The 26369-nt window shown below is 50.9% G+C and carries 26 protein-coding genes and 3 pseudogenes; 16 read left to right on the forward strand and 13 right to left on the reverse strand.

The annotated features are described in order from the left end of the window. Position 1 precedes the first annotated feature (1 nt). Genes H7R56_RS26015 through H7R56_RS26025 form a run of 3 tightly spaced genes read left to right on the forward strand, consistent with a single transcriptional unit; the run spans position 2 to position 2799 of the window. Positions 2 to 910 (forward strand): TniB family NTP-binding protein, encoded by a 909-nt coding sequence (locus H7R56_RS26015; RefSeq protein ID WP_123282527.1) that lies wholly within the window; start codon positions 2 to 4, stop codon positions 908 to 910. Next, the gene (locus tag H7R56_RS26020; RefSeq protein WP_009288528.1) at positions 907 to 2124 is read left to right on the forward strand and encodes a TniQ family protein; all 1218 of its coding nucleotides are present in this window, start codon (positions 907 to 909) and stop codon (positions 2122 to 2124) included. Before H7R56_RS26015 ends, H7R56_RS26020 begins: the two co-directional genes overlap by 4 nt. Before the next feature lie 60 nt (positions 2125 to 2184). Then, the gene (locus H7R56_RS26025) at positions 2185 to 2799 is read left to right on the forward strand and encodes a recombinase family protein (RefSeq protein WP_000904941.1); all 615 of its coding nucleotides are present in this window, start codon (positions 2185 to 2187) and stop codon (positions 2797 to 2799) included. A gap of 52 nt (positions 2800 to 2851) precedes the next feature. Here H7R56_RS26025 and merE read toward each other — a convergent pair whose 3' ends face one another. From merE to merT, 6 genes and pseudogenes are all read right to left on the reverse strand, one after another. Continuing rightward, entirely contained in the window at positions 2852 to 3088 is a 237-nt protein-coding gene (gene merE, locus H7R56_RS26030; RefSeq protein ID WP_001087809.1) for a broad-spectrum mercury transporter MerE, read from the reverse strand. Further along, positions 3085 to 3450, reverse strand: a complete 366-nt coding sequence (gene merD, locus H7R56_RS26035; RefSeq protein WP_003465059.1) for a mercury resistance co-regulator MerD — start codon at positions 3448 to 3450, stop codon at positions 3085 to 3087. Before merD ends, merE begins: the two co-directional genes overlap by 4 nt. 16 nt (positions 3451 to 3466) lie before the next feature. Further along, positions 3467 to 5113 (reverse strand): annotated as a pseudogene (gene merA, locus H7R56_RS26040) (mercury(II) reductase). Next, positions 5110 to 5355 (reverse strand): mercury resistance system transport protein MerF, encoded by a 246-nt coding sequence (gene merF / locus H7R56_RS26045; RefSeq protein WP_000654684.1) that lies wholly within the window; start codon positions 5353 to 5355, stop codon positions 5110 to 5112. The pseudogene merA and the gene merF overlap by 4 nt, the downstream one beginning before the upstream one ends. A gap of 2 nt (positions 5356 to 5357) precedes the next feature. Further along, positions 5358 to 5633, reverse strand: a complete 276-nt coding sequence (gene merP, locus H7R56_RS26050; protein WP_000735441.1) for a mercury resistance system periplasmic binding protein MerP — start codon at positions 5631 to 5633, stop codon at positions 5358 to 5360. A 15-nt stretch (positions 5634 to 5648) separates the two neighbouring features. Beyond that, positions 5649 to 5999 (reverse strand): mercuric ion transporter MerT, encoded by a 351-nt coding sequence (gene merT / locus H7R56_RS26055; RefSeq protein WP_001294667.1) that lies wholly within the window; start codon positions 5997 to 5999, stop codon positions 5649 to 5651. Positions 6000 to 6070: 71 nt separating this feature from the next. Here merT and merR point away from each other — a divergent pair, with 71 nt between their 5' ends. From merR to H7R56_RS26085, 6 genes are all read left to right on the forward strand, one after another. Further along, a complete protein-coding gene (gene merR / locus H7R56_RS26060; RefSeq protein WP_000429838.1) occupies positions 6071 to 6505 on the forward strand; it encodes an Hg(II)-responsive transcriptional regulator in 435 nt (144 codons plus the stop codon). 99 nt (positions 6506 to 6604) lie between these two features. Further along, entirely contained in the window at positions 6605 to 7609 is a 1005-nt protein-coding gene (locus tag H7R56_RS26065) for an IS110-like element IS5075 family transposase (protein ID WP_000427614.1), read from the forward strand. A gap of 434 nt (positions 7610 to 8043) precedes the next feature. Continuing rightward, a complete protein-coding gene (locus tag H7R56_RS26070; protein WP_123282530.1) occupies positions 8044 to 8643 on the forward strand; it encodes a recombinase family protein in 600 nt (199 codons plus the stop codon). Positions 8644 to 9234: 591 nt separating this feature from the next. Next, complete coding sequence (locus tag H7R56_RS26075; protein ID WP_007372345.1) at positions 9235 to 9453, forward strand: hypothetical protein; 219 nt, start codon at positions 9235 to 9237, stop codon at positions 9451 to 9453. Between the two features lie 260 nt (positions 9454 to 9713). After that, positions 9714 to 9950 (forward strand): hypothetical protein, encoded by a 237-nt coding sequence (locus H7R56_RS26080; protein ID WP_071602877.1) that lies wholly within the window; start codon positions 9714 to 9716, stop codon positions 9948 to 9950. A 560-nt stretch (positions 9951 to 10510) separates the two neighbouring features. After that, positions 10511 to 12124, forward strand: coding sequence for an HNH endonuclease signature motif containing protein (locus H7R56_RS26085; protein ID WP_007372347.1), 1614 nt, complete (start codon positions 10511 to 10513; stop codon positions 12122 to 12124). A 156-nt stretch (positions 12125 to 12280) separates the two neighbouring features. Here H7R56_RS26085 and H7R56_RS26090 read toward each other — a convergent pair whose 3' ends face one another. After that, on the reverse strand, positions 12281 to 12538 hold the full coding sequence (locus H7R56_RS26090; protein WP_182928831.1) for a hypothetical protein: 258 nt from the start codon (positions 12536 to 12538) through the stop codon (positions 12281 to 12283). Positions 12539 to 12960: 422 nt separating this feature from the next. Here H7R56_RS26090 and H7R56_RS26095 point away from each other — a divergent pair, with 422 nt between their 5' ends. Both H7R56_RS26095 and H7R56_RS26100 read left to right on the forward strand, forming a co-directional pair. Beyond that, positions 12961 to 13167 (forward strand): hypothetical protein, encoded by a 207-nt coding sequence (locus H7R56_RS26095; protein ID WP_032951190.1) that lies wholly within the window; start codon positions 12961 to 12963, stop codon positions 13165 to 13167. Between the two features lie 100 nt (positions 13168 to 13267). Next, entirely contained in the window at positions 13268 to 13519 is a 252-nt protein-coding gene (locus tag H7R56_RS26100; protein ID WP_007372348.1) for a hypothetical protein, read from the forward strand. A gap of 36 nt (positions 13520 to 13555) precedes the next feature. Here the strand turns inward: H7R56_RS26100 and H7R56_RS26105 are convergent, their stop codons facing one another. The 4 genes from H7R56_RS26105 to H7R56_RS26120 all read right to left on the reverse strand — a co-directional run bounded on the left by H7R56_RS26105 (position 13556) and on the right by H7R56_RS26120 (position 18589). Beyond that, positions 13556 to 14053, reverse strand: a complete 498-nt coding sequence (locus tag H7R56_RS26105; protein WP_016241538.1) for a hypothetical protein — start codon at positions 14051 to 14053, stop codon at positions 13556 to 13558. A 504-nt stretch (positions 14054 to 14557) separates the two neighbouring features. Beyond that, positions 14558 to 16624: an ATP-binding protein gene (locus tag H7R56_RS26110; protein ID WP_004098991.1), complete on the reverse strand. Its 2067-nt coding sequence runs from the start codon at positions 16622 to 16624 to the stop codon at positions 14558 to 14560. Continuing rightward, positions 16621 to 18012 carry an SIR2 family protein gene (locus tag H7R56_RS26115; protein WP_004098990.1) on the reverse strand — a complete coding sequence of 464 codons (1392 nt, stop codon included), beginning with the start codon at positions 18010 to 18012 and terminating at the stop codon, positions 16621 to 16623. The genes H7R56_RS26110 and H7R56_RS26115 overlap by 4 nt, the downstream gene beginning before the upstream one ends. 7 nt (positions 18013 to 18019) lie before the next feature. After that, complete coding sequence (locus H7R56_RS26120; protein ID WP_004098989.1) at positions 18020 to 18589, reverse strand: recombinase family protein; 570 nt, start codon at positions 18587 to 18589, stop codon at positions 18020 to 18022. A 159-nt stretch (positions 18590 to 18748) separates the two neighbouring features. Between H7R56_RS26120 and H7R56_RS26125 the strand changes: the two genes are divergently transcribed. The 4 genes and pseudogenes from H7R56_RS26125 to H7R56_RS26140 all read left to right on the forward strand — a co-directional run. Further along, complete coding sequence (locus H7R56_RS26125) at positions 18749 to 21757, forward strand: Tn3 family transposase (RefSeq protein WP_048242077.1); 3009 nt, start codon at positions 18749 to 18751, stop codon at positions 21755 to 21757. Between the two features lie 888 nt (positions 21758 to 22645). Then, positions 22646 to 22975 (forward strand): type II toxin-antitoxin system RelE/ParE family toxin, encoded by a 330-nt coding sequence (locus tag H7R56_RS26130; RefSeq protein ID WP_000493286.1) that lies wholly within the window; start codon positions 22646 to 22648, stop codon positions 22973 to 22975. After that, positions 22956 to 23237, forward strand: a complete 282-nt coding sequence (locus H7R56_RS26135) for a helix-turn-helix domain-containing protein (RefSeq protein ID WP_000780222.1) — start codon at positions 22956 to 22958, stop codon at positions 23235 to 23237. The genes H7R56_RS26130 and H7R56_RS26135 overlap by 20 nt, the downstream gene beginning before the upstream one ends. Positions 23238 to 23514: 277 nt before the next feature. Further along, a pseudogene (locus tag H7R56_RS26140) lies at positions 23515 to 23673 on the forward strand (IS5/IS1182 family transposase); the annotation flags it as partial. Positions 23674 to 23725: 52 nt separating this feature from the next. Here H7R56_RS26140 and H7R56_RS26145 read toward each other — a convergent pair. Beyond that, on the reverse strand, positions 23726 to 24430 hold the full coding sequence (locus tag H7R56_RS26145; RefSeq protein WP_001067855.1) for an IS6-like element IS26 family transposase: 705 nt from the start codon (positions 24428 to 24430) through the stop codon (positions 23726 to 23728). Between the two features lie 62 nt (positions 24431 to 24492). Between H7R56_RS26145 and H7R56_RS26150 the strand changes: the two are divergent. Continuing rightward, positions 24493 to 25239: pseudogene (locus H7R56_RS26150) on the forward strand (IS110-like element IS4321 family transposase); the annotation flags it as partial. Positions 25240 to 25712: 473 nt separating this feature from the next. Here the strand turns inward: H7R56_RS26150 and dqlB are convergent. Further along, complete coding sequence (gene dqlB / locus H7R56_RS27950) at positions 25713 to 25808, reverse strand: DinQ-like type I toxin DqlB (protein ID WP_000609145.1); 96 nt, start codon at positions 25806 to 25808, stop codon at positions 25713 to 25715. Positions 25809 to 26369 lie beyond the last annotated feature (561 nt).

Genomic DNA, 26369 nt, shown 5'->3' on the forward strand with positions numbered 1-26369 from the left:
CGTGGACGAATATCCCATCATCGACCTGTCCCACCTGCTGCCGGCGGCCCAGGGCTTGGCCCGTCTCCCGGCGGACGAGCGCATCCATCGCCTTCGCGCCGACCGCTGGATCGGCTATCCGCGAGCAGTCGAGGCGTTGAACCGGCTGGAAGCCCTGTATACGTGGCCAAACAAACAACGCATGCCCAACCTGCTGTTGGTCGGTCCAACCAACAACGGCAAGTCGATGATCGTCGAGAAGTTCCGCCGCGCCCACCCGGCCAGCTCCGACGCCGACCAGGAGCACATCCCGGTATTGGTCGTGCAGATGCCGTCCGAGCCATCGGTGATCCGCTTCTACGTCGCGCTGCTCGCGGCGATGGGAGCACCATTGCGACCGCGCCCACGGCTGCCGGAAATAGAGCAACTGGCGCTGACACTGCTGCGCAAGCTCGGTGTGCGTTTGCTGGTGATCGACGAGCTGCACAACGTCCTGGCCGGCAACAGCGTCAACCGCCGGGAATTCCTCAACCTGCTGCGCTTCCTCGGCAACGAATTGCGCATCCCGCTGGTCGGTGTGGGCACACGCGACGCCTACCTGGCCATCCGCTCGGATGACCAGTTGGAAAATCGCTTCGAGCCGATGATGCTGCCGGTGTGGGAGGCCAACGACGATTGCTGTTCACTGCTGGCCAGCTTCGCGGCTTCGCTCCCGCTGCGGCGACCTTCGTCGATTGCCACGCTGGACATGGCTCGCTACCTGCTCACGCGCAGCGAGGGCACTATTGGCGAGCTGGCGCACCTATTGATGGCGGCGGCCGTGGCCGCCGTGGAGAGTGGTGAGGAAGCGATCAACCACCGCACGCTCAGCATGGCCGATTACACCGGTCCCAGCGAGCGGCGGCGGCAATTCGAGCGGGTACTGATGTGAAGCCAGCGCCACGCTGGCCACTGCATCCGGCACCCAGGGAAGCCGAAGCCCTGTCTTCGTGGCTCAACCGCGTGGCCCTTTGCTATCACATGGAAGTGTCCGAGCTGCTGGAGCACGATCTTGGTCACGGCCAGGTTGATGACCTGGACACCGCGCCACCACTGGCGCTGCTGGCGATGCTCTCCCAGCGGAGCGGTATCGAGCTGGATCGGCTGCGCTGCATGAGTTTCGCCGGCTGGGTGCCTTGGCTACTGGACAGCCTTGATGATCAGATTCCAGCCGCATTGGAAACCTATGCGTTCCAGCTCTCGGTACTGCTGCCGAGACTCCGCCGTAAGACGCGATCCATCACGAGCTGGCGTGCCTGGCTGCCCACCCAACCGATACACCGCGCCTGTCCGCTCTGCCTGAACGATCCGGAGAACCAAGCCGTACTGCTCGCGTGGAAGCTGCCCCTGATGCTGAGCTGCCCACTGCATGGCTGCTGGCTGGAATCCTATTGGGGCGTGCCAGGGCGGTTTCTCGGCTGGGAGAACGCCGACGCCGAACCGCGCACTGCCAGCGACGCGATTGCGGCGATGGACCAGCGTACCTGGCAGGCACTGACGACCGGCCACGTGGAGTTGCCGCGCCGACGCATCCACGCCGGATTGTGGTTTAGGCTGCTACGCACGCTGCTCGATGAGCTGAACACCCCGCTTTCGACGTGCGGCACCTACGCGGGGTATCTCCGCCAAATCTGGGAATGCTGCGGGCATCCGCTGCGTGCTGGGCAAAGTCTGTGGCGACCGTATGAAACCCTGAACCCGGCAGTACGGTTGCAGATGCTGGAGGCGGCGGCAACGGCAATCAGCTTGATTGAGGTGAGGGATATAAGCCCGCCAGGCGAGCACGCAAAGCTATTCTGGTCCGAGCCCCAAACCGGGTTCACCAGTGGCCTGCCGGCGAAAGCGCCGAAGCCCGAACCCGTCGATCACTGGCAGCGTGCAATCCAGGCCATTGATGAGGCCATCATTGAAGCACGACACAACCCCGAGACGGCACGCTCGCTGTTCGCGTTGGCTTCCTATGGTCGGCGCGACCCCGCTTCCTTGGAACAGTTGCGCGCCACCTTCGCGAAGGAAGGCATCCCCCCGGAATTTCTGTCACATTATGAGCCTAGCCTACCCTTTGCATGCCTTAGACAGAATGACGGGTTAAGTGACAAATTTTGACGTGCAGAGCTTCCCGATGCAAACTGTCACATAATCGAACGTATATGTGACAGGTACGACATGCTGATAGGCTACATGCGGGTATCGAAGGCGGACGGCTCCCAGGCTACCGATTTGCAGCGCGACGCGCTGATTGCCGCCGGGGTCGATCCAGTACATCTTTACGAGGACCAGGCATCCGGCATGCGCGAGGATCGGCCCGGCTTGACGAGCTGCCTGAAGGCGTTGCGAACTGGCGACACACTGGTCGTGTGGAAACTGGATCGGCTCGGACGCGACCTGCGACATCTCATCAACACCGTGCACGACCTGACTGGGCGCGGCATCGGCTTGAAGGTATTAACCGGGCACGGCGCGGCCATCGACACCACGACCGCCGCCGGCAAGCTGGTCTTTGGCATCTTCGCCGCCCTGGCCGAGTTCGAGCGCGAGTTGATCGCGGAGCGCACGATTGCCGGCCTAGCCTCGGCCCGCGCGCGCGGGCGGAAAGGCGGCCGGCCGTTCAAGATGACCGCCGCCAAGCTGCGGCTGGCGATGGCGGCAATGGGTCAGCCAGAGACCAAGGTCGGCGACCTATGCCAGGAACTTGGCGTCACGCGGCAGACCCTGTATCGGCATGTTTCACCCAAGGGTGAGCTACGTCCAGATGGCGAGAAGCTACTCAGCCGAATTTGATGCCGGCATGAGGCAACGTAGCGACAGCGTGGTTTGTCTCAATGGGAAGCGCTCATGATCGATCTTTGAAGGCCCGCAGCAGTCGTGTCACAGACAGGACGAACAAACCGGTCAGCGTGAGGGCTGCGATACCCCAGTACTCTCCGATGAACGCGCCGGCCGTCGTGCCGGCCAGCACAATGGCGAGAATCGGCAAATGGCAGGGACAGGTGAGCACGGCCAGCGCGCCCCACAGGTAGCCGGTGATCGGTTTGTGCGTCTCGGACGGCAAGCGCTCGGGGCTGTTCATGGCAGACTCTCCGCGTGCTGTGCCGGCTCGGTCGGCATGGTGGCCAACTGCACCTCCAGATCGGCCAACGCTTCGCGCCGACGCTCGACGAACTGGCGCAGAACGGCAAGCTGCGCGGCCGCTTCATCGCCGTCCGCAGCATCCAGCGCCCGGCACAGCCGCGCCAGCGCGTCCAGGCCGATGCCCGCCTCGAAGGCCGCCCGCACGAAGCACAGCCGTTGCAAGGCGGCATCATCGAACAGGCCATAGCCGCCCGGGGTGCACGCCACCGGACGCAGCAATCCGCGCAGCAGGTAGTCGCGCACGATATGCACGCTCACCCCGGCATCAAGGGCCAGCCGGGACACGGTGTAGGCGCTCATTGAAAACCTCCTTTTTTTATCCAGCGCAGCAGGAAAGCTGCTTCACGTCCTTGTTGAAGGTCTGCGCCGCAAGCTTCAACCCCTCGACCATTGTCAGGTAGGGGAACAACTGGTCGGCCAGTTCCTGCACCGTCATGCGGTTGCGGATGGCGAGCACCGCCGTCTGGATCAGTTCGCCCGCTTCCGGGGCCACCGCCTGCACGCCGATGAGCCGTCCGCTACCTTCCTCGATGACCAGCTTGATGAAGCCGCGTGTGTCGAAGTTGGCAAGCGCTCGCGGAACGTTGTCGAGTGTCAGCGTGCGACTGTCGGTCTCGATGCCATCGTGGTGCGCTTCCGCCTCGCTGTAGCCCACGGTGGCGACTTGCGGGTCGGTGAACACCACTGCCGGCATCGCGGTCAGATTGAGGGCTGCGTCGCCGCCGGTCATGTTGATCGCGGCACGGGTGCCGGCGGCCGCTGCCACGTAGACGAACTGCGGCTGGTCGGTGCAGTCGCCGGCCGCGTAGATGTTCGGGTTGCTCGTGCGCATGCCTTGGTCGATAACGATGGCCCCTTGCGCATTGACAGTGACCCCCGCCGCGTCCAGCGCGAGGCTGCGCGTATTCGGTGCCCGACCGGTGGCAACCAGCAACTTGTCAGCGCGCAATTCACCGTGTCCGGTGGTCAGCACGAATTCGCCGTTCACATGGGCGACCTAGCTGGCTTGCGTGTGCTCCAGCACCTCGATGCCCTCGGCGCGGAAAGCGGCTGTCACGGCCTCGCCGATGGCCGGGTCTTCCCGGAAGAACAAGGTGCTGCGTGCCAGGATCGTGACCTGGCTGCCGAGCCGGGCAAAGGCTTGCGCCAGTTCCAACGCCACCACCGACGAACCGATCACGGCCAGGCGTGCGGGAATGGTGTCGCTGACAAGCGCTTCGGTGGAAGTCCAGTAGGGTGACTCTTTCAGGCCCGGAATCGGCGGCACGGCCGGACTGGCACCGGTGGCGACCAGGCAGCGGTCGAACGTTACCTCGCGCTCGCCACCCTCGTTCAAACGGACGACCAGGCTCTGGTCGTCCTTGAAACGCGCTTCACCGTGCAAAACGGTGATGGCTGGATTGCCGTCCAGGATGCCTTCGTATTTGGCGTGCCGCAGTTCATCGACACGGGCCTGCTGCTGGGCCAGCAGTTTGCTGCGGTCAATCGCAGGCACAGTTGCCGCAATACCGCCGTCGAACGGACTTTCCCGGCGCAGATGGGCAATATGGGCAGCGCGGATCATGATCTTGGACGGCACACAGCCGATATTGACGCAGGTGCCGCCGATGGTGCCGCGTTCGATCAGCGTGACCGTCGCGCCTTGCTCGACGGCCTTCAGCGCCGCCGCCATCGCGGCCCCGCCGCTGCCAATGATGGCGATATGCAAACCGGCGCCCTCAAGTGCATCACGGATTTTTGGTTCATCTTTGAAATCACCAACCCGGATCGAGCCTTGATAACCCAATGCGGCGATGGCGGCCAGCAGTTGGTTGTGGCTCACGGCGGTGTCTGCCATGACTTGCGCGCGGCTTTCTGGATAGGACACCACAGCGGCATTCACGCCGGGAATCTTTTCCAAAGCATCTTTGACATGGGTGGCGCAGGATGTGCAGGTCATGCCATTCACGGTGATTTCGGTCATTTTTTTACTCCATTGAATTTCGGGGTGCAGCAGGCATCGGCTTGGCGTTTTCGTTGGATGGCGTAGATGGTCAAGCCGATGAAAATCGCCAGCGCAGGCAGCAGCACATAGTCCAGATAGCCGGTCAGCGCGGACAAGCCGACCACACCGAGCAAAATGACCAGAACAGGGGTGAAGCAACACAGCGCCACGAGGGTTGTGCCAATGATGCTGACCCGCAGCAGTGTCTTCGGGTCTTTCATGATCAGTTCTTGACTGATGATGGGTAGCCCGCATCCTCGGTAGCCTTGGTCAGTTTCTGCACGCTGGTCTTGGCATCATCGAAGGTGACCACCGCTTCGCGCGTCTCGAAGGTCACGTCAACTTTACTGACGCCATCGACCTTGGAAATCGCCTTCTTGACAGTGATCGGACAGGCCGAGCAGGTCATGCCCGGTACGGACAGCGTAACGGTCTGGGTGGCGGCCCACACGGGGGCAACAACGGCAGCGAGGGCAAGGGCGGAAAGCAGCTTTTTCATGGTGAACTCCTGTGATCAATAGAAAAATGGCACGACGTAGGGAAATCCGAGCGCGACCAAAACCAGCACGGCCACGCCCCAGAAAATGAGCTTGTAAGTAGCTCGCACTTGGGGAATCGCGCAAACCTCACCCGGTTTGCAGGCGGCTGACGGCCGGTAGATGCGCCGCCAGGCGAAGAACAACGCCACCAGCGCCACGCCGATAAAGATGGGGCGATAGGGTTCCAACACCGTCAAGTTGCCGATCCAAGCGCCGCTGAACCCCAAGGCGATCAGAACCAGCGGCCCGAGGCAGCAAGCCGAGGCGAGGATGGCGGCCAGCCCGCCAGTGAAGAGCGCGCCGCGCCCGTTTTGAGGTTCAGACATACGTTTGTCCTTTCGAATCTGAATTGGATAGCTTAAGCTTACTTCCGTAGTTATGTACGGAGTCAAGCGATATGGAAAACAATTTGGAGAACCTGACCATTGGCGTTTTCGCCAGGACGGCCGGGGTCAATGTGGAGACCATCCGGTTCTATCAGCGCAAGGGCTTGCTCCCGGAACCGGACAAGCCTTACGGCAGCATTCGCCGCTATGGCGAGACGGATGTAACGCGGGTGCGCTTCGTGAAATCAGCCCAGCGGTTGGGCTTCAGCCTGGATGAGATCGCCGAGCTGCTGCGGCTGGAGGATGGCACCCATTGCGAGGAAGCCAGCAGCCTGGCCGAGCACAAGCTCAAGGACGTGCGCGAGAGGATGGCTGACCTGGCGCGCATGGAGGCCGTGCTGTCTGATTTGGTGTGCGCCTGCCATGCGCGGAAGGGGAACGTTTCCTGCCCGCTGATTGCGTCACTGCAAGGGAAGAAAGAACCGCGCAGTGCGGACGCGGTGTAGCCCGAGGGAACTACGCCTTAGCGTGCTTTATTTAATGAGATGGTCACTCCCTCCTTCCCAGTACTATGCTGAGGACAGGCTTTCATTCGGAGAACCATCATGGAAAACATTGCGCTTATTGGTATCGATCTGGGTAAGAACTCTTTCCATATTCATTGTCAGGATCATCGTGGGAAGGCCGTTTACCGTAAAAAATTCACCCGACCAAAGCTAATCGAATTTCTGGCGACATGCCCGGCAACAACCATCGCGATGGAAGCCTGTGGCGGTTCTCACTTTATGGCACGCAAGCTGGCAGAGTTAGGGCATTTTCCAAAGCTGATATCACCGCAATTTGTCCGCCCATTCGTTAAAAGCAACAAAAATGACTTCGTTGATGCTGAAGCTATCTGTGAAGCAGCATCACGTCCATCTATGCGTTTCGTGCAGCCCAGAACCGAATCTCAGCAGGCAATGCGAGCTCTGCATCGTGTCCGTGAATCCCTGGTTCAGGATAAGGTGAAAACAACTAATCAGATGCATGCTTTTCTGCTGGAATTTGGTATCAGCGTTCCGCGAGGTGCTGCCGTTATTAGTCGACTGAGTACCCTTCTTGAGGACAGTAGTTTGCCTCTTTATCTCAGCCAGTTACTGCTGAAATTACAACAGCATTATCACTATCTTGTTGAGCAGATTAAAGATCTGGAATCTCAGTTGAAACGAAAGTTGGACGAAGATGAGGTTGGACAGCGCTTGCTGAGTATTCCCTGCGTTGGAACGCTGACTGCCAGTACTATTTCAACTGAGATTGGCGACGGGAAGCAGTACGCCAGCAGCCGTGACTTTGCGGCGGCAACAGGGCTGGTACCCCGACAGTACAGCACGGGAGGTCGGACGACATTGTTAGGGATTAGCAAGCGGGGCAACAAAAAGATCCGAACTTTGTTGGTTCAGTGTGCCAGGGTATTCATACAAAAACTGGAACACCAGTCTGGCAAGTTGGCCGACTGGGTCAGGGAGTTGTTGTGTCGGAAAAGCAACTTTGTCGTCACCTGTGCTCTGGCAAACAAGCTGGCCAGAATAGCCTGGGCACTGACGGCGCGACAGCAAACTTACGAAGCATAAAGGCAGAAATACACCAGTTTAAACAATCATTCATCTGGTTTTGCGAATACTGATATTGATGATACTAACGGCCCACCGGCCTGTTGAGGAACCTGTAAAACGGAAAGGCTCATTGAAGCCGTATATTTTCTGGAGGTTCATCAGGCGCGGAACTCATCGAGGCGCGGGAATAAAATCCCATTCAGACGCCGGATAGATTCAAGCAAGCCAACTTGTCGTCAAAATCGGTGTTGCAAAAACGGGAGTGACCATAGATTCCGTTTTCTGAGGCGACTCCAACGTCAGAAAAGACCGTGCGGTCGACTTTTGATATTTCGTGCTGTCGCCTTCTGAAAGTGACAGATCGGGAATATAATTTGATAGCAAAAAATATACGGAAAACTATGTCGTAATCCACTAATATACGGGAACGTCATTACATGGGTTTTCCGGTTATGTTAGTAGGATACATGCGTGTTTCATCTGAATCAGATCGCCAAACAACAAATTTGCAACGTGATGCATTACTGGCTGCGGGTATCGATGCTCGAAATTTATTTGAAGATCATGCATCGGGGGCGAAAGACGACCGTGCGGGCTTAGCCAAGGCAATGGCTTATGTTTGTCCGGGAGATGTACTTGTTGTCTGGAAGTTGGATCGGCTTGGTCGGTCGCTATCTCATCTACTGTCCATCATTAATACACTCAAAGAAAAAGGGGTGGCCTTTCGTTCGCTGACTGAAGGCATGGATACCACAACAGCATCAGGCGAATTGCTATTCCATGTTTTTGGCGCTCTGGCGCAATACGAACGAGCCCTGACGAAAGAACGAGTTATTGCCGGACTTGCCGCGGCTCGTCGACGAGGCCGAGTAGGTGGCAGACCCGCCGCCATTACGGGAGAAAAGCTGGAGGCTATTTTAGAAGCGCTGAAAGGAGGCATGTCCAAAGCCGCTGTATGTCGTAACTTTAGTGTAAAACGCACAACGTTGATCGATACATTGGCAAGGATCCAAACATCCAATGATGTTGGCTCGGTACAAGAAAATAGCTAACTTTACATTTTTGGCGCGTTGGGCAAATTTAGCCCCTACGGAAATCATGTCGTAACCACCGTTCCCGTAGGACGACTTCACTTCTTCTATTTCGACTGGAACCGCCAGCTCGATGGGGCGGAACCAGCCATCATCACCGACTGTATACCGGCCTTCATGTTCCTTGCTCATTTCGCAGACCCGGCTGGGTGGAAGCCAGAAACCTTCATTTGCTCTTTCGGATGCGATACGAATAGCTTCATCCACGGAAGCGACTTCCCGGATGTGTTCGTTATGCGCGTTTGACATTTTGATCAGAAATGACTTCATAGAACCATTTTCCTCAGCTTAGGCCGGTAACGTTAATCGTCGGGGCGGTCGGTAATATTCCGGCGATAGTGTCCTCATATTGTACTCTGGCATGATGCATAACAGAAATTTGAGAGCGCGGGATTGAGAGGCGAAGTAGTTTGATGATAATCGCTGCGGGTGTACTATCAGCCTGATTCCTGGACTGAAGCCGAACGTCCAGCCGTGGTAAAACTGGTGAACGATGTTAACCTGGCATCGAGATATCGAGACCGTAACCATCTGACTGAATAAGGAGCTTTTATGCCGAATGGGAGAGTGATTTTTAACAAAAGAGGCCGATGGGACTGGCTTGATAGCGGTTGTGATATAGATGAGGATGAATTAAAGCAGGAAGAGTGGTTTGTTGGCGATATGTATTATCCGCCAGACTTTGAATACGATACGTCAATGCATGATCACCAGATTACAGAGTGGTTGTCTAAACCTGAAGAGCTGGTGCGGTATGAGCGAGGGCGTTAACTCAATTTGCTTATCTGAACTGGCTACATGATCTTTCAGCGTGGCCATTTCGGTTCTTCACATTTCCCTGACTCCCTCCTGACAGAACCGACTATTTCATCCATGAACCGCAAGAGCGGTAACTAAATGCCATATCGTGTGGCAGAGTGGTTTGCTCCAGTACCCGTCAAAATAGTCCAACATACAAAAACAGGGTAGCCTGCCCCGGGCTTCACCCGGGCCAGGCTACCCGGAGTCGAACCGTTAACCCGGAGTCGTGGGTGAGTAACGTCGAGTGCCCGCCTGAATTCCGTGCGGCCACCAGCATTGGCTTCACCTTTTTCCGACCGACACTTTCGTGCTGGTTTGCGGCCGCATCTTCGCCGGGCCGGAACACCCTGCATTTTGTGCCGGTGGCCATCACCGGTATTAGGATAAAGGGAAGAATATCGGTGATGGATTCCGGGATAATCGCCGGGAAAACCCGGGCAGAATTCACGTACATCACCCTCTATTAGTCCAACATACAAATAAACTTCCCCTTTCTGCCCCTGCGCTTCGCTTGGGGCAGAAAGGGGAGCCGTACCTGAAACCTCCGTGTCGTTTTCAGGATCGGGCCCGTGCCCGGGGTAACCATTCTGCCCGGGCCCACCATTTTAAAAAGAAACCGCCGTGCCCGGTCTGGCCATTTCCCCCGCCTGCGGCAACCGGGCCGTGCCGGTCTTTCCGTCCGGTTCCTGCAAACCCCACATAGGGACTCCGGTCGCTGGATGAGCCATGCGAGAAAATATGAGAAAAAGAGAGAAAAAAAGAGAAAAAAAAGAGGGGCCGGGGGCGCGAGGGTTTCAGTGGGTATAAAGGTCAAGGGCGCTTTGCAGGGTGGACGCGGGGGTGTTGACCCTGATCGCATTTGTATGTTGGACTAATTTTGCATATATGAAGACAAGAAAAGACGCGCTGCCGACAGAGCAGGTATACTCTCGCCATCAAATGTGCGGCCAGCGGCGGGGGATAGGTAACGACCGCAGGCCTCCGCGACCGGTATCAATGATGATGATGCCCTGCCAGGTAAAGAGTAGTGACGACGAAAGTGAAGGTGAAGAAAACCCGGGCCGAACGTAAGCAGCATAGCCGGGACATGCAGGCCAAACATGAAGCGGAAAAAAAGGCCGCTAACCTGCGTAATATTCTAAAGAGAGACATTCTGGCCACGCTGGGTATCCCTAAAAATCACGGTGGGCGGGCAGCTCTTTCTACATTCATCACCGAGCACTTACTGAAGGGTGAGAGTCAGGTTCAGATTGTTGCCATGCTAACCGGCAGCGAATTGATGAAGCGGGCACAGCTTGCCGAAATCGAGCGCCTGAAGAAGATCACGGAACTGGCCAATCAAACCCGCAGAAACGAGATCACCAACCGGGCGTTTGAGCGCCTGGGTATCACAACCCGGCATCCAATGGGCGATTTAGTGCTGAGCATGGTGCGCGAACTGGCAAACCAGAATTTAAATACCGGTGAGATAGTAGAACGCCTGAATGATAACGAAACCGTACTGGAATCGCGCCGCCTGCACAAAGAGAAGCGAGCGGATCTTGAACGTCAGATTGATGAAGGTATTGCCGAGCGCAAAAAGACCCGTGTTGATATGCGGGAAGTGCTCGCCTACATGGCCCAGAAGAACGGTACAACGTATACGCCTCCCGCAGACACCTGGCGATCTCCTGAACATCCGAATGGCGATTCACCGACCCGGCATAATGGAAAAATCAGAGAGAGCCGTCTGACCGGCGCTGAAAGCACCCAGAAAGAAAACCCACGTCAGTACGGTTTGCCCAACCTGAAAACCAGTAGCGCTTCCATCAACAAGGCCGGAATGAGTGAGGCCATTAAGCTGGTGGGCGGACGTGTGACGGAATTTCGCACCTATCTTTATGAGCATCGCGATACGGGACTACGCGCTGATGTGCTGGCTCGCCGGTTTATGGCTGAGTCAATGCAAGGCAAAAAGATGGTTGACCCTGTGCCGGTCAATGAACCAGATAATCTCCCGGCTCCCACACACGAACCTGCCAAACGTAAATGGACGAAGGAAGAAAAGCAGGAAGCGCGTGACCGTGCGCTGGCCGCAGCAAGCCAGGTCGGAAAGCTTAAAGAAGCGGAAACCAACGGCATTACGCACGATGTAGTGCGAGAATCGCAGCCAGCACCCCAGCCAGCCCTGATCTCCGTCGAAGTTGAACAATCCCGCGTCTCCATGCAGGAACCGTCTGTTGCGCCCCTGGCGCACCCTAAACGTGAAGGCTCTACAACCTGCGTGGTGACCAGGCCGGATCAGGCTGATTTCGCTGCTACCGTCCGTCGAAACTGTAACGACCGCTGCGTGATTACAGGAGCAAGCTTACGCCGCAGGACAGAGGCCGCACACCTGGTAGAGCATAGTGCTGGTGGTCTGGATCACTGGAGTAATGGCTTGCTGCTTCGTATCGATCTGCACCGGCTGTTTGACGACAACGTCCTTGCCATTTGCCCGGAGACGTTGACCGTCCACGTTGACCCTGTCGCGCAGGCCGAAGATCCCGATTTGCAGCAATACGATGGCCATGTGATTACCGGGCTTTGCCGTCCGATAGACCCGGCGAATCTCGTCATGCGCTGGGAGCGTTATCAGCGCCGGTTAGAACTGACCAAGTAAAACCGGTAATCCATCAGGTGCGAATCGTGGGAATGCGCCAGCTCGGTAACCCCACGTCACCGGATTGAACCATCACAAAAAAGGAGCCCACCGGGCTCCCCAAAAACGAATTGTTTTATTGTTCCTGCTTAGTTCTACGTAGGTACTCTTCAGCCTTTATTTTATTTGCACGAGTTCAGCGTAAAACTCACGTTCCATTTGGTATGTTGGCATCTGAGTATAATACTCTTCCACCTGTGGCCAAATTCGCTGAAGTTCTGCATATAAATCATGGAGAGCTCTATCTGCCCAAGATGACGATTGGTAGGATTCAAGCTTTCTGATAGTGGCGCTAAGATGTACTAAACGCGCCACTAATACTTTAGTGTTTACGTATTGTGTTACGGTTCTATCCATGTGGTTTAAGTTACTCATATTATTCCCTAATGAGGTGCTCGCAGAATTACGAGGCAGAGATAACATAACCTTAAAACCTACATACGTGTAGCCCAATCATTACTTTATAGCTAAAAATGCCAGATTTACTCTATGGCCCCCAATCCCTACAGACCTACAGACCTACAGCAGATCTCGTCCACATAGGTCAGTTCCAGCGCAAACTATGGGATCTGAATGTTTGTCGAACGAAAACTTACGGTAGTGAAGTAATTGCCTGAAACATTGTAAATAACTTGCATAGAAAACGCCCTCAAAACAGCGTCCTTTTTTTATCGAAGTTTCAACGGTTCTGGTAGAGTTGTTTTCTGACAGATTTTATTATTAACGTGAGTGGACGCGTCTGGCGAATAAGCTGGTGCAACTTCCCGAAGCCCTCCAAACACCAGGAGACTTAATTTATGGAACTATCAACAATTTCTGAAGCGTTGATTGGTGGTTTAGTTGGTGGCACTATCGCAGCAGGTTCCATCCGGGTATTATTCATTCCAGAAAAGTTTGAGTGGATATTGTTAGCCTGTGTTGTCCTTGCCACTGTTGTTACCTTTTTCTTTGGCCACTCTATACCAAATCCATTTATGATGATAAGCAACATGTATAGTTATTGAATATATAAGACCGTGCTCGTTAGACGTGCTCTGATTGATTTCCATATATGTTTCAAAAGCTTCGGGCCAGTTTTTTCTGTGTTAGATAGGATAACAGAATATGATGACACTTCTTTTTTCGATTTACTGTTCCCTGGTCATTATCGCGGGCGCTTTCTTTAGCTGGTTTCAACGTGAAACTATCGCTACCCGCTGCATTCTTTTTGGCGGACTGGTGATAGTAGCAGCGATCAAGCTAACAACGGATTTTACGACTGTCGCTGTTTCCACGGTTCTGATTGAGGGGTTTTTGCTAACGGCTTATGTTATTGCTGTCCGTTTTATTCAGTGCATTGTAAACAGGGCTGCATAAACAACCCGGACAGAATGCCCATCTATTTATATCAGGCTAATCTACGTGTGACATTTCAATCGCTGCGCGAGCTTCAATGCCCTTCGATAGCAACAAGTTTGCAATGCGCTCTGCCAGGTCTTGATTGGCGCAATGAAAGCGAATAGGCAACTTTTCATGTTTCTCACTATCGATGTAGAACATTACAGAATTGATACTGTATAGCGATGCATATGAAGGACGAGGTTCTATCATCAAATTCAATTCTGGAATAGAAGCTAAAAGTTTAGACATATAATCATCCAGCAGTTCAATACAAACTGGCCGGATAGTTAATAAAGCGGGATTTTCCTCCGAACTAGTCCATTGTCGTGCCTGTAATCTCAAAATATTGAGAAGGTGCAACGATTCATAAGGAATTGTCTTTCCCGTCCGTTCACCCAGGATAACGGATTCCAATGTGTTAATTCGGGATGATAGTCTTCTTATCTTCCGCAACTGATAGATGCTAAGTGTTAATGTTATCACAAATAAAACACCCAAAATAATTGCCATATTTATATCCCATTCGGTTTATTCGTATTATGCCGTGAATATCGATACTCCAGCTATAGGTGTTCGGGACATCCTCTACGCCGGTAGTATCTGCAAAAACTTGTTATTCCATCATATAGTGCATCTCTGAAAACACCTTTTTCGGGTGATACAGCCTTTCATTACTCGGTTCCCCTTTTATGCTGCTACCTGCCTATCAGGTGGTTAGTATGCTTACCAGCCACTTTTTACTATATTGTCCGTTTTGTTAACTGATTTGTTAATGCTTCCATTTGACAGGTCTGGAAAGATACTTTTCTGATTTTAGGGGTTTGAGGGCCAACGATGTAAAAAACCACGTTAATAGGTTAACCTATTGTTTTATTTTAATTATTAGGTGCTGCATTTACAGCTACTCCAATGATCATGGGGCTGATGGTCGATGGAACGCAATACCAAGTAGATTGATTGCATAAAGTTCCTTCAATTCCGATCTGCCCTCCCGTTTTCACATCCTACTTCAGTTCAATTTTGTTGCCATTCCTTTACAACAGCTTCCCAATTGGCCGTTCTCTCGACCAATTTCCCATCAGCATCCTTTCTTGTCCAAACATCCCAGAAATCAGGGTCATCAGAATGGGGTTGCTGCTCTTTCGTCAAATTTTTCATTTTAACTAAGACAGGAAGTTCAGATGCCCAGCCCATCAGTATTGCATGTTGAGATGGCAATGAAGGCAATTCACGGAGTAATCCTCGCAAATTGTCGGGTACCATTTTATGAACTTGCTCCTGATCTTTGTCATTGCTAATTCGATGCAGAAGAAAAGTATTACATTGAGATAAAACTGTAGGTGATAATTCTGATGGTCGTTGCGAAGAAATAACCATACCGAGACCAAATTTCCTGCCTTCTCGTGCAATTTTCTCAAATACTTGACAGCAAACAGCTGCGACATCCTGATTTTCACTGTCCTCACGATACCGTTTAATAAATGTATGTGCTTCTTCAGCAACAAGTACCGTAGGTAAAGATTTGTTATATAGTCGTCTATAACGTTGCAATGATTCAAAAATAATTCTTGAAATGACAGCTGTCACAAGATGAGTAATTTCAGTTGGTACTAAAGAAAGATCAATAATTGAAACGCAGCTATCACCATCACCATCTTTCCCAATATATGTTTCTAACCAATTAGCCAAGTCAACTCTATGCTCTGAGTCATTGGTTATGGGTTTCATTCTTGTATCCGCAAGCATTGTGCGTATTCTAGCTACTAGATATTCAACATATTGCTCGCTACCATTTTCTTGTGCTAACGCCTCTAAATAGGAGACTAAATTATTTCCGTCAAAAGGGACGGGGATATCCTCGTTTTTAGGAAGGAGTTCACACTCATCGCCTCCAAGGCTCTGAAATGAAGATAACACTCCATTTATGATGTTATCAACTGCGCTAACTTTAGCATTGTAATCTGGATATCTGCCTTCTCTTTGCCCACAAAAATCTTGAATAGAGATGATTAATTTATCTAGCTCAGGGCATGGTGTAGTTAATCTCGCTTTGTATTCTTCCAGACTCTGACGCCAAATATTAATTTTAGCCAAAAGATTTTTGGCTCCAGGGAAATCATTAAGTGCCGCTGCTCCTTTAGATTTATCCGCTTTTAAAGAAACCAAAATTGTACCTAGGTATTTTTTAACTTCTATATCTATATTCTTTTGTAAATCAAATTCTTCATTTCTCATTGCTCTCAAGGAGCGTTTTAGTAATGGAAGTTGTGCTTTAGGACTTGCTTGCGTGAATGATGCCCACTCCGAACTATTCCAAAACCATGAGGGTACTTGTAATTGGTTTTCACTGCCTTCAGCCTCAACCTTAAATACTCTACCTTTAAATTTCGTCGTTGGCCCCAAAGCACGTGCATACTCGCCGTTGGGGTCTAGGATGATAAATCTGGCATTTGGTTTTATTTGTGATTCCAATGCAGATTCGAGTGACCACTGGATTAATCCAGATACAGAGCAAGACTTACCGCTACCAGTATTTCCGAGCACTGCTATATGACGACCAAATAATCTATCAGGATCTACAGCTACATTTGCATTGTTCGCAAGTGGACTTTGTCCAATGATCACTCGCCTATTATTTCCAGATTCGACTATTGATCTAAGTTGTAAATCTGTCGGTAGTAAAATAGCAGCCCCAATAGAAGGAAACGATTCAGAACCTCGTTGAAATCTGAAATAATCAGTACCATCTTTGGACAAACGTTTAAGCATTCCCACCGGATTCAAACTTATTTTTTTTCGGGGGAATGGTAGATTTACTAAACCAAATTCTTGAACATCTCTTTGTTTTGGATAAGGCGAATGTTCTACAGCAAGCCACTCTATTTGCCCAACTAAGTAACCATTATCACATGATATTAATACATAACTGTTTACTCTTGGAAAGTTTCTAGGCGTTCCTGCATTCAAAGCAACAGTATCAGGTGAGTCAATCTCTAATATTGCTCTAATTTCATTAGGTGAAACAAAATCTACAGTGCCGACCCTGAGTTGCTCACCTTGTTCAATCGGAAATGAGTTCATTCAGCATCCTCGCTATTATTTGAAATTGTTGTACGATATAAACCCCTTGATTTCAATAGTTCTGCCATACGAATTGATGATCTGTCTATCGCTGCTTTAGGAAGATAAAAATCCACTAAATTCTTGATATCTCCAAAGTGGTCACCAAGTAATAAAGATATTTGAGCTTTTCTTCCACTTTCGTTTACAAAGCGCATAATTCTACCGAGTGGATCGCCGTAGGCAATTATTACTATATGCGTTGAGGGTATTGTCAGCATGTCAATAATAACACGGTTTATATGTTCATCTCCAAAACTATAACCATATGTTACCAAAGTACTATTAGGACGACATGTTGCAGATGCTAAGTCTCTGAATAGTTCAACATAAGGGTATTCTGATGTTTCTCGGTCTTTAACCGAGTTTGGATAAATCATTAATTGATGATAGTTCGCTGCTCCAGCAGCCTCCACTTGTAAAAAGGGTTCCACCGAACTCGCACCAAAAGGTAATCCAAATCGCCTTATGGCTCCTTCGGTAGTATACCAGTCCAATGAGCCATGTAATTTAGTAAAGCGCGCCACACCTTCCAAATATCTTGGTTCACCACGAATACCCGGTGGATTATAATGATAGTCGACTTCTAGTCGCGAAGATCTGAAAATAGGCGCTATAGTACCAACAAATCTGTCAATTAGTCGAATACCTGCTATTTCAGCTCCTGCTTCAATTATCCTGTCGTAATTCGTCGTGAAAATATGTAATCGATCCCTTGTCGCTGTTCGACTTGAAAAACTCATCAAAAAACTTACTAAATAATTAAACGTTTGTGTTTTTAAATCGTTTTTTGCATCGCGAATTAACTTTTCCCCATTACTAACTGAATCTGAGAATAATTTCAAACATCTTGTTAGCTCATTATTTAACTCAACTAACTCACTTTTTAAATTTCGATATGGGAGAGCACCAGGAGGCGGTTCTGGAAGTGGGAGATTTTGCGCAGTTAAAATCTCTAATCCTTTAATTAACTCATTAATTGAACGGATTTGGTCTTCAATATTACCTCTTCCTCTTCCTGAGGCTTCAGCTGTTTTAGCTACATAACTATCTATTTCAGCCTTGCAAACTTTGAGATCATTAATCCATCCCATGCCTTGAGGTTTCGTGCCTGTCGCTGACTCTTGGATTGCTGAACTAAGTCCCGCGCCAATAAGTATATTTAGGTGTTCAGACTGAAAAAGAGCAGTTAACCAAGGTTCTATTCTTAAACGCAAAAAATCAGGAGTGATTTTATCTCCTGGTTTTGCCCATGAGCAGTGTCCAACAACTTTAAATGCACCAACTTCGCTGTGTGGATCCAACTGAACCGGAGACTGGTCATCTCCAAGCTTTAAGTATTGACTCACTTTGAATTCATCCTTCGTTAGAGTTAATAGCTGTTTTTCTTTTCAGCCTAAAATAGGTCGCCCTTGATATACCCGTTTTTTCCATTACTTCCTTAACTTGTACGTCCTTATTAATCAATTCATTAGCTAATTCAGCCTTCTTGTGAGGCTTTCTTCCGAATTTGACCCCCTTAATCATAGCGGTCTTCCGCCCATCGTTAGTTCGCTCCAAGATCCTTTCTCGTTCCGCCTCGGCAACAGCTGCTAGTATCTGGATAACCATTTTTCCCATTGTGCCTTCAGTACTAAGACCATTCTCTAGAAATCGGATAGCGATGCCTTTTTTATAGCAAGTATCCACAATACGAATCATATCAGCGGTATTACGTCCTAGACGATCCATTTTAGTACAGAGGATGATGTCATCTTTCTCCGCTCTGGCAAGGAGTCTCTGTAGCCCTGCACGCTCATCAGTTGCTCCTGACATCATGTCAGTAAATACACGATCATCCCTCACTCCCGCTGTTTTGAGTTCAGTAATCTGGCTCGTCAGTTTCTGATGGCTGGTTGATACTCTTGCATATCCTAATAATGCCATTTTGGTCTCATAAATCGATATTGATACTGCGTAGTATCATAAGGTATAAATCGCGATTTTTGATACTAATGTATGATGCCGTTTTGAGCAGTCTCACAATTTATAATATTTGAGACGGTTAAAAAAAGGACAGAACTCCCGTTTACGAAAGGATGCGCAATGAGTGATGACTTTCTTACCAGCGAACAGACAGAAAACTACGGTCGCTATGTGGCAGACCCAAATGAGGTTCAGCTGGCTCGGTATTTTCATCTGGATGAGCGTGACCTTGCTTTTATTAATCAGCGACGGGGAAAACATAACCGGCTGGGGATTGCACTTCAGCTGACTACGGCGCGCTTTCTGGGAACGTTTCTTCCTGATCCCCTTCAAATTCCCTCATTCATCCGTTTTTACATTGCGGCACAGTTGAACATCAGCCGACCAGAGATCCTTTCCCGGTATGCTGAAAGAGAAAATACCCGCTGGGAGCATCAGGGGCTTATCAAGCTCTATTATGATTATCATGATTTTGGTGATTTCCCCTGGACATTCAGACTGAAGCGTTTGCTCTATACTCGCGCCTGGCTCAGCAATGAGCGTCCAGGTCTGCTGTTTGATTTTGCTACCGCATGGTTGCTGCAAAATAAGATCCTGCTACCCGCAGCCTCGACTCTGACAAGGCTGATTGGCGAAGTACGCGAACGGGCAAGTCGACGATTATGGCGAAGGCTGGCTTTGTTGCCTGACAGCTGGCAGAAAACACAACTGGACGGTTTACTTGAAATACCTGAAGGGCAGCGTATATCGGTGCTGGAGGAGATGCGAAAAGGTCCTGTCACTATCAGTGGGCCGTCATTTACAGACGCCCTGGAGCGATATACCCGACTGCGTAGCATGGAGTTTTCCCGGTTGAATTTCTCCGGTCTGCCTGCCATCCAGCTGCGGAATTTGGCCCGTTATGCCGGAATGGCTTCGGTGAAATACATTTCAAGAATGCCTGACGAACGGCGACTGGCCGTGCTTACTGCGTTTGTGAAAGCACAGGAAATTTCGGCGCTTGACGAGGCCGTGGATGTGCTGGATATGCTTATTCTGGATATCACGCGTTCTGCAAAAAATATCGGGCAGAAAAAGCGGCTCAGGACCCTGAAAGATCTTGATCGTGCCCCGCTATTACTGGCACGGGCATGCACGTTATTACTTGATGAGAACACCGATGAAGCAGCTCTGCGGCAGGCTATTTTTCGCCGCATACCAAAGGACAAACTGGCTGAATCCGTCGGCAAGGTAAATGAGCTGGCGCGCCCGCAAGATACTCAGTTTCAGGATGAAATGGTGGAACAATATGGACGGGTGAAGCGTTTCCTGTCCGCGATGTTGCGTGACTTACACTTTCAGGCCGCCCCGGCCGGGGAGCTCACGTTGTCAGCAATCCATTATCTGGCCGAACTGAGTGGCTCAAAAAAGCGAATTCTCGACGATGCACCAGAGCAAATCATTTCCGGCCCATGGAAACGTCTGGTCTACGACAGAGATGGTAGGATTCTACGAGCGGGTTACTCGCTGTGTCTTCTCGAGCGCCTTCAAGATTCTTTGCGCCGTCGTGATCTCTGGCTGGAGAACAGTGATCGGTGGGGGGACCCGCGTCAAAAATTGCTTCAGGGAGCTGAATGGCAGGCACAACGCATCCCGGTATGTCGGGCGCTGGGTCATCCATCAGACGGAACTAAAGCAGCAGAACAACTGGCTACGCGGCTTGATGACACATGGAAATCAGTGGCTTCACGTTTTGCCTGCAACGCAGCGGTCAGCATAAGCAATGAAGGTAAGCATCCCTCACTGACGATTAGCAGTCTGGATAAACTGGATGAGCCACCGGCACTGATACAATTGAATCGTCGGGTAAGAGAATTGATCCCTCCGGTTGATCTGACGGAGCTGTTGCTTGAAATAGATGCCCGAACCGGTTTTACCCGCGAATTCAGCCACGTCAGTGAATCAGGTGCTCGGGCGCAGGATCTCCAGGTCAGTCTGTGCGCAACACTGCTGGCAGAAGCCTGCAATATAGGGCATGAACCCCTGATAAAGCATAATATTCCCGCGCTTACTCGCCATCGTCTGAGCTGGGTTAAACAAAATTATCTCAGGGCAGAAACGCTGGTCACCGCTAATGCACGGCTGGTTGATTTTCAGTCCACGCTGCCGCTCGCGGGGTACTGGGGAGGTGGTGAGGTTGCCTCCGCAGATGGTATGCGTTTTGTCACACCGGTTAAAACGGTTAATTCCGGACCAAATCGTAAATACTTTGGTTCAGGACGCGGTATCACCTGGTACAACTTCGTCTCCGATCAATACTCCGGTTTCCATGGCATTGTAGTTCCCGGGACGCTTCGTGATTCCATCTTTGTACTGGAAGGGCTTCTGGAGCAGCAGACCGGGCTGAATCCGGTAGAAATTATGACGGACACGGCAGGATCCAGCGATATCATTTTTGGCCTGTTCTGGTTACTGGGCTACCAGTTTTCCCCTCGTCTGGCCGATGCAGGCGGGGCGATATTCTGGCGGGCAGATAAAACGGCACATTATGGTGCCCTGAATGAGCTGGCCCGGGGATGTGTTGAACTGTCAAAAATAGAATCCCAATGGGATGAAATGATGCGAATGGCGGGCTCACTGAAGCTTGGGACCATCCATGCATCAGAGCTTATTCGTTCACTGTTGAGAAGTAGCCGACCATCTGGTCTGGCTCAGGCGATTATGGAAGTGGGCCGGGTCAACAAGACGTTGTATCTTCTCAACTATATCGATGATGAGGATTACCGGCGTCGGATCCTCACTCAGCTCAACCGGGGAGAAGGACGCCATGCAGTGGCTCGAGCCATTTGCTACGGACAACGTGGTGAGATTAGAAAACGCTACCGTGAAGGGCAGGAAGATCAACTCGGTGCTCTGGGTCTGGTGACCAATGCGGTTGTGCTGTGGAATACACTTTACATGCAGGAGGCGTTGTCACATCTTCGCAAATCGGGGGAAACACCTGAAGAGGAGCATCTGGCAAGATTATCGCCGCTGATACATGGCCATATAAATATGCTGGGACATTATACGTTTTCGTTACCGGAAGATATTCTGAAGGGCGAGTTAAGACCATTAAATTTGAATACAAACAATGAATTAACCTCTTAGCGTGGTTTTTTACATCATTGGACCTCGAACCCCACTACCGCCTTAGCTGGCGGGGATTCTGCACGTCTGCAATAAACCTCAGTACAAAAAACAGCCTTAACGTACAATAATTTTCGAAATCCAACCCATCCCGCCTACAGGAATGACGGATTTTTCGGCGGTTCCGGCGTAGACCCACCACAACTGCTGTATAGCTTGTGGGTAAGTGATAATGAAGTGCAAACGAGATGGCGCAAATACTCTTTTGGTTTATCTTTTAATTACTTACGTATTAAAAGATAAACCAAAAAATAAAAGACATTGCTGTTATCCCCTTTAAAAAGTGGATAACCGAACAGCATCGGCGCGAGCGCCTCAAAAGTAGCTCCCCACGCTAAAGCGCGGGGCATTCAGAACGGAATCCCTCGATGGCTAACAGCTCGCCTGTTAGCCATCGAGGGATTGGACAAATCCGGCCACGCCGGATACGTCAGCAAATATCGCTGAAGAATTAGATTACACGCTCGTAAGCGGCTCTTACGACCCGCTAACGCGGAGATACGCCCCAACTGCGGCTTCGGCCTTGTTGTGACCACTCCGACCGCGCACAAAAGCCTCTGAGCCGCTTTTAGCGGAATATGGCTTTGCAGGGTGAAGGGATGGATAGGCGATCCCTTTCGATCCCTCACTGGTATCGGCGGCTAACCCTCGGTGCTACCTGTCATTTCATCCTGCCGCCTTACATGCGCTAACGCGCATAAATCCCCGTTCCTCAGTGGAACGAAAACTCACGCTAACAGGGTAGTGACCGGGTAGCCACGATAACTGCCAACAAAATTAGCTTATAGGTTAATTCTACCTTGTCTGAAATTAGCCTATAGGTTAATATTAATAGAAATGGGAGGTCACATGTTTAGCGTTGTTTATCACCCGGAAGCCAGGGAAGAAGCCACAGCATTACCCGTAAAAATCAGGGTGAAGTTTGACCGTCTCATCGGCAAACTGGAGTATGACGCCCGATTACTGCGGGAGCCGGACACGAAGCCCCTGGGCGATGGACTTTTTGAGATCCGCACGATGGGGACGGACATAGCCAGGGGAATCTGGGTATACCACAAAGGCAATACCATCATCATGCTCCGTGTTTTCATCAAGAAGTCACAGAAAACGCCAGCGAAAGAAATCGATCTCGCCAAAAAGCGGTTAGCGGAGGTACTTAATGAAACTGGTAAGCCATAAAGAACTGCATAACGAGTGGATGCAGGACGATGAATATCGCGCTGCATGGCAGGAAGAAGAACGTAAGGAAAAGCTCAGGGAGCTGCTTGCTGAATGGCGCAAGCATGACAACCTGACAAAAGCGCAGGTTGCTGAACGCATGGGGGTTACACCTCCGGTTATTTCTCGCCTGGAAAACAACATCACCAAAGCCAGCATCGACACACTGACCCGCTACGCTCACGCCTGCGGCATCAAGAAACCTGTCATTGCCCTGTACTGAATAGCCAGCCCTCCGGGGCTGGCCTTTTTGTTTCGGTCAGTCCCAAAATTTTGTTAAAGCAAGTTTAAAATGTCACCTGTTTCTCCAAAGTTGAAATGTCACTTCTAAGCCAATCTATTTATACATAATCTTTACATCTTTCCCCGGTGACAAAGTGCTAATTGGTCTGTAATGTTCAATGTGTGGCAGGCAAGCCGCCGGTGACTTAGGGAAGGTGCGAACAAGTTCCTGATATGAGATCATCATATTCATCCGGAGCGCATCCCAGAGGGACATCATGAGCCATCAACTCACCTTCGCCGATAGTGAATTCAGCACTAAGCGCCGTCAGACCCGAAAAGAGATTTTCCTCTCCCGCATGGAGCAGATTCTGCCATGGCAGAATATGACCGCTGTCATCGAGCCGTTTTATCCCAAGGCGGGCAATGGCCGACGGGGCACTGTTGCAAAGTTAGCGATGAGGCAGCCTTTTGTCTTATTCAAAGGCCTTACATTTCAAAAACTCTGCTTACCAGGCGCATTTCGCCCAGGGGATCACCATAATAAAATGCTGAGGCCTGGCCTTTGCGTAGTGCACGCATCACCTCAATACCTTTGATGGTGGCGTAAGCCGTCTTCATGGATTTAAATCCCAGCGTGGCGCCGATTATCCGTTTCAGTTTGCCATGATCGCATTCAATCACGTTGTTCCGGTACTTAATCTGTCGGTGTTCAACGTCAGACGGGCACCGGCCTTCGCGTTTGAGCAGAGCAAGCGCGCGACCATAGGCGGGCGCTTTATCCGTGTTGATGAATCGCGGGATCTGCCACTTCTTCACGTTGTTGAGGATTTTACCCAGAAACCGGTATGCAGCTTTGCTGTTACGACGGGAGGAGAGATAAAAATCGACAGTGCGGCCCCGGCTGTCGACGGCCCGGTACAGATACGCCCAGCGGCCATTGACCTTCACGTAGGTTTCATCCATGTGCCACGGGCAAAGATCGGAAGGGTTACGCCAGTACCAGCGCAGCCGTTTTTCCATTTCAGGCGCATAACGCTGAACCCAGCGGTAAATCGTGGAGTGATCGACATTCACTCCGCGTTCAGCCAGCATCTCCTGCAGCTCACGGTAACTGATGCCGTATTTGCAGTACCAGCGTACGGCCCACAGAATGATGTCACGCTGAAAATGCCGGCCTTTGAATGGGTTCATGTGCAGCTCCATCAGCAAAAGGGGATGATAAGTTTATCACCACCGACTATTTGCAACAGTGCCATAAAAACGACTTTGTCGACGCCGAAGCTATTTGTGAAGCTGCATCGCGTCCGTCTATGCGTTTTGTGCAGCCCAGAACGGAATCTCAGCAGGCAATGCGGGCTCTGCATCGTGTCCGTGAATCCCTGGTTCAGGATAAGGTAAAAACAACCAATCAAATGCATGCTTTTCTGCTGGAATTTGGCATTAGCGTTCCCCGAGGAGCTGCCGTTATTAGCCGACTGAGTACCATTCTTGAGGATAATAGTTTGCCTCTTTACCTCAGCCAGTTATTGCTGAAATTACAACAGCATTATCACTATCTTGTTGAGCAGATTAAAGATTTGGAATCCCAGTTGAAACGAAAGTTGGACGAAGATGAGGTTGGACAGCGCTTGCTGAGCATTCCCTGCGTCGGAACACTGACAGCGAGTACTATTTCAACTGAGATTGGCGACGGGAAGCAGTACGCCAGCAGCCGTGACTTTGCGGCGGCAACAGGGCTTGTACCTCGGCAGTACAGCACGGGAGGTAGGACGACATTGCTGGGAATTAGTAAGCGAGGTAATAAAAAGATCCGAACTTTGTTGGTTCAATGTGCCAGGGTATTCATACAAAAACTGGAACACCAGTCTGGCAAATTGGCCGATTGGGTCAGGGATTTACTGTGCCGGAAAAGCAACTTTGTCGTCACTTGTGCTCTGGCAAACAAGCTGGCCAGAATAGCCTGGGCCCTAACGGCACGACAGCAAACTTATGTAGCATAACGGCAGAAATACACCGGTTTAAAGAATTACTGATCTGGTTTTGCGAATACTGATATTGATGATACTAACGGCCCACCGGCCTGTTGAGGAACCTGTAAAACGGAAAGGCTCATTGAAGCCGTATATTTTCTGGAGGTTCATCAGGCGCGGAACTCATCAAGGCGCGGGAATAAAATCCCATTCAGACGCCGGATAGATTCAAGCAAGCCAACTTGTCGTCAAAATCGGTGTTGCAAAAACGGGAGTGACCATAGATTCCGTTTTCCAAGCGGACCCTATTACGCACATTGTTACCGATGCAAGAACAGGGGAGTTTCATGAAATGCCTGTTTAGGAGTGATTAAAGGTAACTTGTGCGCAGAAGGTCAGGTGTGTGGTGGTTAGTACAGACTAGTGAATGTTGTAACTAAACTATATTTTTATTAAAGGCCGGAGGTGGTGCTCCTCCGGCCTTAATTACGTTTCCGTGTTCATTAGTCGATGAACTGGCGGATCAGTTCCAGAATGGCAATCAGCGCGTTTGCAAGCGCCGCTACCGCCCTCAGAACGATGATTAACAGGTTAATCATCCGTTTTCTCCATAAATGGAGTAAAGACACCGTGGCTTGCTCTTACACTGCCTGTCACCACGGCTTCTCTTCGTCTTGTCAGTTGTAGAGAGTCTCACTCCTGCCAGAGCACAGATAACCAGCACCACCTGTATTACCTGTCAGGACTTTGAACCTGTTCATGCCGCATTTAGCGGAATGCAGGGAGAGACTCACCACAGAGCTAACCCTCTGATTATACGTTTATCTAACGTTCAGGCAAACCGTTAACGCACAGTCACTGCCCGTCATATTGCATAATCAGGCTTCACGGATTATCATACTATTGTCAGTTGTAGAGAGTTTCCCTTCCGGGCTGAGTTACCAGCTCGCACCGGAACCGTAAAAAAGCCGACCTCACCAGTCGGTTTTTTTACGTCTGCGGTTTCCCGCTTCGTTTAAATCTATTTTAAATGAATAAATTGTTCTGCGGCAAACCCAACAACATAAGGACGTTAGGGTTGATGGTTGCCGAAATCGCGGTGCGTTACGTGAATTCTGAGGTTTTGCGAGGGGGATTGGGCGCGAGAATTTACGAGAGAG

The sequence above is a fragment of the Klebsiella sp. WP3-W18-ESBL-02 genome, from assembly GCF_014168815.1.
Classification (GTDB): Bacteria; Pseudomonadota; Gammaproteobacteria; order Enterobacterales; family Enterobacteriaceae; genus Kluyvera; species Kluyvera ascorbata_B.